Origin of the sequence: Mesorhizobium sp. M7A.F.Ca.CA.002.15.2.1, from assembly GCF_003998715.1 — a bacterium.
GTDB lineage: Bacteria > Pseudomonadota > Alphaproteobacteria > Rhizobiales > Rhizobiaceae > Mesorhizobium > Mesorhizobium ciceri.
This window is the reverse complement of sequence record NZ_RZPI01000750.1, coordinates 1-2,546: the sequence shown is the minus strand read 5'-3', so window position 1 is coordinate 2,546 and position 2,546 is coordinate 1. Positions and strand designations below refer to the sequence as shown.

General features: G+C 63.5%; 4 protein-coding genes. 2 read left to right on the top strand and 2 right to left on the bottom strand.

Annotation, left to right across the window (positions count from 1 at the left end; translation table 11 throughout):
* Both ENZ74_RS35415 and ENZ74_RS28695 read left to right on the top strand, forming a co-directional pair.
* Positions 1–513 (top strand): dihydroxy-acid dehydratase (locus ENZ74_RS35415; RefSeq protein ID WP_245471024.1); only part of this gene is annotated, 513 nt, incomplete at its 5' end.
* Positions 500–1,339 (top strand): tetratricopeptide repeat protein, encoded by an 840-nt coding sequence (locus ENZ74_RS28695; RefSeq protein ID WP_127313175.1) that lies wholly within the window; start codon positions 500–502, stop codon positions 1,337–1,339. The genes ENZ74_RS35415 and ENZ74_RS28695, both read left to right, overlap by 14 nt.
* A 50-nt stretch (positions 1,340–1,389) precedes the next feature.
* Here the strand turns inward: ENZ74_RS28695 and ENZ74_RS28690 are convergent, their stop codons facing one another.
* Together ENZ74_RS28690 and xth are read right to left on the bottom strand one after the other, a co-directional pair.
* Entirely contained in the window at positions 1,390–1,644 is a 255-nt protein-coding gene (locus ENZ74_RS28690) for a hypothetical protein (RefSeq protein ID WP_244506831.1), read from the bottom strand.
* A gap of 135 nt (positions 1,645–1,779) precedes the next feature.
* The coding region (gene xth / locus ENZ74_RS28685) for an exodeoxyribonuclease III (protein WP_127313174.1) at positions 1,780–2,546 on the bottom strand (767 nt) is incomplete at its 5' end.

Genomic DNA, 2,546 nt, shown 5'->3' with positions numbered 1-2,546 from the left:
GAGTTGAAATTCTCCGGGCCGGCACGCTGCTTCGATTCAGAAGAGGAATGTTTCGAGGCGGTGACGCATCGCAACTACAGGGAAGGCGAGGTTCTCGTCATTCGCTACGAAGGACCGCGCGGCGGCCCCGGCATGCGCGAGATGCTGTCGACGACGGCAGCACTCTACGGCCAGGGCATGGGCGGCAAGGTGGCTCTGATCACCGACGGGCGCTTCTCGGGCGCGACGCGCGGTTTCTGCATCGGCCATGTCGGCCCCGAAGCAGCCGTGGGTGGCCCGATCGGACTGCTCAGGGATGGTGACGTGATCTCGATCGACGCGGTGAACGGCACGATCGACGTGGCGTTGTCCGATAGCGAACTGGCGGCGAGGGCAAAGACATGGAAGGCGCGCGCGACCGATTATCAGTCGGGCGCGATATGGAAATATGCACAGACGGTGGGGCCAGCGCGCGATGGCGCGGTGACCCATCCGGGCGGTGCGAAAGAAACACACTGTTATGCGGACATCTGAGTTGTTGAGGTCATCTGTCTTTTCGGCACTGGTCGTGGCCGCCACGTTTGGCGCGACCTTTGGCGCCGTCGGCCAGGCCATGGCCTTCGACGACAAGGTGTTCGACGACAAGACCGGGGTGAAGCCGCAATCGAGCCCCTGGGCGGTCTTCCAGTTCGGCTTCTCCGCCTACAAGAACGGCCACAAGGAGCAGGCTGCCGAGGCCTACAAATACGCCGCCGAAAACGGCCAGATCGGCGCCACCTGGAAGCTTGCCCGCATGTATGCCGAGGGCGACGGCGTGGCGCGCGACGACTATGAGGCGTTCAAGTTCTTCTCCGAGATCGTCGACCAGGATGTCGAGCCCGGCTCGCCCGAGGAAAGCTATGTCTCCGATGCGCTGGTGGCGCTTGGCGACTATTTGCGCACGGGCATTCCCGGCAGCCCGGTCACCGAGAACGAGGTGGCGGCCCAGGAATACTACATGCGCGCGGCTGCCAACTACCGCAACCCGAACGCACAGTTCGAGATGGGGCAGATGTTCCTGAAGGGCGGGGGCGGGGTGACGGCCAGCGTCAAGCAGGCCGGGCGCTGGTTCCAACTCGCCGCCGAGAAAGGCCATGCCGGCGCCCAGGCGACGCTGGGCCATCTGTTGTTCCAGAGCGGCAAGATCGTTCGCGGCCTGGCGATGATGACGGCAGCGCTCGAACGCGCTTCGCCCGCTGACCAGCCCTGGATCCGCGGCATGCAGGAAGAGGCATTTGCCACCGCCGGCGAGGCCGACCGCCGCACCGCGATCTCGCTGGCCGATGATATCCTCACCAAGGGCAACAACGCGGACCAGTAGTTTTGCTGGCGGCTGAACTGCCGATCTCCCCCACGAAGCGGGAGATTGGCTCAGTTCGCGATCGGCTCCGTCGGCACCATGCTGGGCGCCGGCGTCGAGATCGGCGTGACATGGGGGTGTGGCGCCAGCGTGTTTTCCGGGCAGCTATCCCCGATCTTCGTCCACGAGGTGTTGTTGAGCACCATATCGCAGCGGGCCAGATGGCTCTGCTCGGCCACCGTCAGGCAGGCGACCTGACCGATCTGGTAGGATTTTCCATTGGCCAGGCATTCCTGGTCGGCAAATGCCGTACCAGGAACGGCCATGGCAAATGCCAGGCCAATGGGACAAAGATGAAATCGTGCGCTCATGGAACCCCAGCCGCCATGCTGGTCTGCAATGAACGGCGCGAAATGTGGCGATATGAGGGTTCAGCGCAGACGGGCCCGGCGAGGGTTCTCTCAAGCCGGCTGAAGCGCGAGATCGATCGCCACCGGGACATGGTCGGATGGTTTTTCCCAAGCGCGCACATGCTTTTCGATAGAGGCCGATGAGAATCGGTTGGCGGCTTCCGGCGACAAAAGCAGGTGGTCGATACGGATGCCGTTGTTCTTCTGCCAGGCGCCGGCCTGATAGTCCCAGAACGTATAGGTGTCGCGCGCGTCGGTGACCGCGCGCACCGCCTCGGTGAAACCAAGATTGAGCAGCCGACGGAAGGCCTGTCGCGTCTGCGGCTGGAACAGGGCGTCGCCCAGCCAATTCTCCGGAAACCGCGCGTCGATCGGCTCGGGAATGACGTTGTAGTCGCCGGCGAGCACCAGAGCCTCCTCAAGTCTCAGCCGTTCTTCGGCCCAGCGCTCAAGCCGCGCCATCCAGGACAGCTTGTAAGGAAACTTCTTCTCGTCATCGATCGGATTGCCGTTCGGCAGATAGAGCGAGGCGACACGCAAGGCGCCCTTGTCGGTTGAGAAAACGCCTTCGATGAAACGCGCCTGTTCATCGGCATCGTCGCCGGGCAGGCCCCTGATCACCTCGTCGAAGCGCAGCTTCGACAACAGCGCGACGCCGTTGAAACCCTTTTGGCCATGGGTTTCGACATTGTAGCCAAGCGCCTCGATCTCGGCGCGCGGGAACTGCTCGTCGACCGTCTTGATCTCCTGCAGGCAGACGATGTCGGGTGCGCTCTCGGTCAGCCAATGGGTGAGGTTGCCGATGCGGGCGCGGACAC